This is a genomic window from Chroococcidiopsis sp. CCALA 051, from assembly GCF_003015105.1.
GTDB classification, from domain to species: domain Bacteria; phylum Cyanobacteriota; class Cyanobacteriia; order Cyanobacteriales; family Chroococcidiopsidaceae; genus Chroococcidiopsis; species Chroococcidiopsis thermalis.
The window spans coordinates 1-3,995 of sequence record NZ_PYCI01000239.1; the positions used below are offsets into that span (position 1 = coordinate 1).

The following is a 3,995-nucleotide window of genomic DNA, read 5'->3' on the forward strand; positions in this document are numbered from 1 at the left end:
GGATGGGGATGCGGCTATGCAGTTGGATGGCTTGGTCTAGTCATGCTCGTCAAAAGTAGTATTTTTATTATGATTGGCACGGTTTTGATTGGGTTAGAGTGGAAAAACAAGACATGGAGGATTATTTTAGGAATTGCTACATTTACATCTAGCATTCCTTTGTTATTATTTTTTATTTTAATTATTTGGGCTAATACTTTTAAATAAAACTAAAAATAGAATTTCAATGCATGGTGGGTAATGCCCACCTGACGATTAAAGACAGATGAAGGCAGAGTCAATATAAATGTACATTGCCTGAAGCAAAAGAATTAACACCAATTACCAATTACCAATTACCAATTACCAAAATTTTTTATGACGCAACGCAAAACGTTTGCAATTGGTCTAGTTGCCACAACTGCGATCGCCACTTTAGCTATTGTCGCCCGCACTTTTTCCCAGACGAATCAAAGTACTAGCCTTGACACTGGAAATGTTATTTTTCTGCATCCCGATGGTGCGAGTCCTTCCCACTGGGGAGCTGCCCGTTTTCTCAATTACGGTTCCGATGGTAGGCTGAATTGGGATCGCATGTCTCATCTTGGTGTCTACTTAGGACACATGAAAAATCAGCTGACTGCCACTTCTAATGCTGGTGCTGTGACTCATGCTACAGGAGTGAAGGTAGATGCTGACTCTTACGGCTTAGACGAAACTGGAAAGCCAGTGACAGCACTTTCAGGCAAGCCACAGACAATTATGCAAGAAGCGATCGCCCAAGGTATTCCAACAGCAATTATTAACTCGGGTATTATTAGCGAACCTGGTACTGGTGCTTTCTTAGCTAAGGTAAAAAATCGTCAAGCACACGCAGAGATTACCAAACAAATTGTTGAGTCTGGCGTAGATATCATTTTGGGTGGTGGAGAAGTTTGGTATCTTCCCAAAGAAAAAACTGGACGACACGCTAAGTCAGGTAAACGGGAAGACGGCGTAAATCTAATCGATCTAGCAAAACGTAAAGGTTATGCTGTGGTATACAACCGCGAGGAACTATTGAAACTACCCACTAACACCAAAAAAGTTTTAGGCATATTTGCAGCTGAAGATACTTACAACGATGAACCAGAAGAGGATTTGAAAAAGCAAAAGCTACCGTTGTATATCGAGAGTGCGCCAACTGCGGCAGAAATGTTACAAACAACGCTGAGGGTTTTATCTAATAGATCGAAACCCTTTTTTATCGTTCAAGAGGAGGAAGGAACGGATAACTTTTCTAATTACAACAATGCTAAAGGCTGTCTCGAAGCCATGAAACGGGCAGATGATGCAGTTGGGGTAGCAATGAAGTTTATCGAGCAAAATCCCAATACTATGTTATTAACAGCCGCAGATAGCGATGCTAGCGGGTTAGAAGTCATTGGCGAACAGATAAGCAATATGCCACTGAACCAGCCTTTACCTCCTAGACAGAAAAATGGCGCACCTTTGGATGGTAGAGATGGTACAGGTACGTTACCTTTTGTTTCTGCACCCGACGCTAGAGGACAGCGTTTTCCATTTGCGATCGCCTGGACTGGTTTTGCCGACAATGCCGGATCGATTGTTGCCAAAGCACACGGAATGAACGCTGCAAGGATGCAACCTACTATAGATAATACTGAGATTTATAGATTGATGTATAGAAGTTTATTTACTAAAACTTTGCCGTCCAGCTCTCCTTAAAAGTGCTATCTTGTGAGGCAGAGATCGTACATGCTTTGCGATCGCCTCTAGCTTAATTATTTTTTTAACTAACGAATGGTTATCTAGTTTTAAGCTAAAAGAAGTTAGTCAAAATTTGCCTACGTTTAGTAAAGATTTATCAAGTTTTATGGGCTTACCTTTGCATGTGCCGAATCGCAGTACTAGATGACGATCGCAATTGGTGCATGGCACTTCAGCGTTTTTTAAAAAACACCTTTGAAGTGTCTATTTTCAACGATGCTACCTCGCTCATCGAAGATTTGATTCAAGATGTGCGGCAGTATGACTTAATTATGGTCGATCTGTCTCTGCCACCCGATGCTTACGGAGAAATTGACGGGCGGAAATTTATTCGCTATATCAGAGAAGTTTTACTAGAACCTCCCATTCTCGTGTTAGTGACCGCATTTATTGGAAAAAATGAATTGAATAGTGGCGAGATTTTCTGTAAAGAAGCTGATGCTTTCTTAGCTAAAGATGCAGGGTTAGATGAGATTTCACGGCAATTGCAACAATTATTGGTAAATAGGTAATCAGTTATCAGTGAATAGGGAGCAGGGAGCAGGGAACTGAGGGGGCTGAGAGAGTGACCAGTGAAGAAAGGGTGTGGGAAGTGTGGGAAGTGTTGGAAGTATGGGAAATGCGGGAGGACACTCAAAGAATTTTCGAGAGCGCTCTCCCTTGTCCCCCTTGTCTTCCTTGTCCCCCTTGTCCTCTTATCCTCCCGACTCCCGACTTTCAAAAATATGCGTCATAAAAAACATCCAAATCGAGCGGGACTGAACCGAAATTCTCTGTTAAATCGGATTACGAATCGCATCCATCAATCTTTGGAACTACAGCAGATTCTCTCTGTTGCCGTGCAGGAGATTCGGGCATTTTTACAAATAGATAGAGTCAAAGTTTATAAATTTCATCCTGATGGAACGGGACAAGTGATTGCTGAAGCGATCGCGGCAAAGCGTTTACCATCTTTGCTAGGGTTGCACTTTCCCGCAGATGATATTCCTGCCCACGCACGGGAGATGTTTGTCAAAATTGGGGCGCGATCGATTGTGGACGTTCCCCAACAACAGATTAGCCTCAGCTATTTAAAATCTCCCCAAACTACAGGAGATTTGACGTTAGAGGAAGTTCAGCAAAGAACCGTTACAGAAATTCTCCAACGCCCCGTCGATCCTTGTCACGTCGAATATCTCACAGCTATGGGGGTGCAGTCTTCCCTAGTCATCCCAATTCTTCACGATCGCCAGTTGTGGGGGTTGCTAGCTTGTCACCACGCGCAACCAAAGACTTTTCGTCAGGAACAATTAGACGTAGTACGACTCGTTGTAGAACACCTGGCGATCGCCATTTCTCAATCCCAACTGCTGACGCAAGCACGCGAAAGAGCTATTCGACAAGAATTAATCAACAAAATTTCAACTCTCCTCCACTCTCCCCACTCAATTCAAACAATTTTACAAATTGCGCTTGAAAGTATTGTTAACAGCGTTGATGGTTCTGGTGGCAGACTATATCTTTGTCCTACAGGGCAAGCACAAATCACAGAAATTTATACTGATAAAGCCCAACCTCAAGGGATGTTGGAAAATGCTCCATTTTGGCAACAGTTGATGGCTGGTGTTGGTAGAAACCCCCAGCACGGGTATGTGGCGATCGCCAATCTTTATCAAGCACCGGAGTTACTAGAAGTTGCTCCTGCCTTTCAAACTACGAATATCCGTAGCCTATTTGTTTTGCCCTTGCATTATGGTAGTGAAACCTTGGGTTGCCTCACTATTTTCCGCGATGCGATCGATACTGATATTACCTGGGCGGGAAGATTCGATCCTGACGAACGTATTTCCAGAGTGAGGCATTCTTTTGAGGCTTGGCGAGAATTAAAACGAGGACAAAGCAAAGAATGGACGAGTTCGGAAATAGAATTAGTCCAAGCCCTAGCCAATCATCTCTCACTTGCCGTCATGCAGCACCGATTGCATGAATACGAACGACAACAGAGGCAATTGTTAGAAAGACGTAATCAAGAACTAAAGACTGCCCGCACCCTAGCAGAAGAAGCCAATCGCCTCAAATCAGATTTTCTCTCCTCCACCAGTCATGAATTACGCACGCCTTTAGCAGCCACGCTTAATTATTTGAAATTGCTCAAAGAAGGGCTTTACTACAACGAAGTAGAGTTAAAAGCAATACTTCGGACAGTTTTTGGCGCTTGGCAGTAGACAGAAAAGCCATCGAACCGATAGAGTGCCTTTTAGAACAAA

At 43.2% G+C, this 3,995-nt stretch carries 4 protein-coding genes; all 4 read left to right on the forward strand.

The window, feature by feature from the left end:
- Positions 1-207: hypothetical protein (locus C7Y66_RS31510; protein WP_158266030.1), on the forward strand; the 207-nt coding region annotated here is incomplete at its 5' end.
- A gap of 150 nt (positions 208-357) precedes the next feature.
- The gene (locus C7Y66_RS30060) at positions 358-1,707 is read left to right on the forward strand and encodes an alkaline phosphatase (RefSeq protein ID WP_106548336.1); all 1,350 of its coding nucleotides are present in this window, start codon (positions 358-360) and stop codon (positions 1,705-1,707) included.
- Between the two features lie 164 nt (positions 1,708-1,871).
- Entirely contained in the window at positions 1,872-2,261 is a 390-nt protein-coding gene (locus tag C7Y66_RS30065; RefSeq protein ID WP_015156174.1) for a response regulator, read from the forward strand.
- A gap of 213 nt (positions 2,262-2,474) precedes the next feature.
- The gene (locus C7Y66_RS30070; protein ID WP_233222916.1) at positions 2,475-3,953 is read left to right on the forward strand and encodes a GAF domain-containing protein; all 1,479 of its coding nucleotides are present in this window, start codon (positions 2,475-2,477) and stop codon (positions 3,951-3,953) included.
- The last annotated feature ends 42 nt before the right edge of the window (positions 3,954-3,995 follow it).

Excerpts from the sequence above, each read along its gene's own strand:
- C7Y66_RS30070 (WP_233222916.1), top strand. The coding sequence starts at position 2,475 with ATGCGTCATAAAAAACATCCAAATCGAGCGGGACTGAACCGAAATTCT.
- C7Y66_RS30060 (WP_106548336.1), top strand. The coding sequence starts at position 358 with ATGACGCAACGCAAAACGTTTGCAATTGGTCTAGTTGCCACAACTGCG.
- C7Y66_RS30065 (WP_015156174.1), top strand. The coding sequence starts at position 1,872 with ATGTGCCGAATCGCAGTACTAGATGACGATCGCAATTGGTGCATGGCA.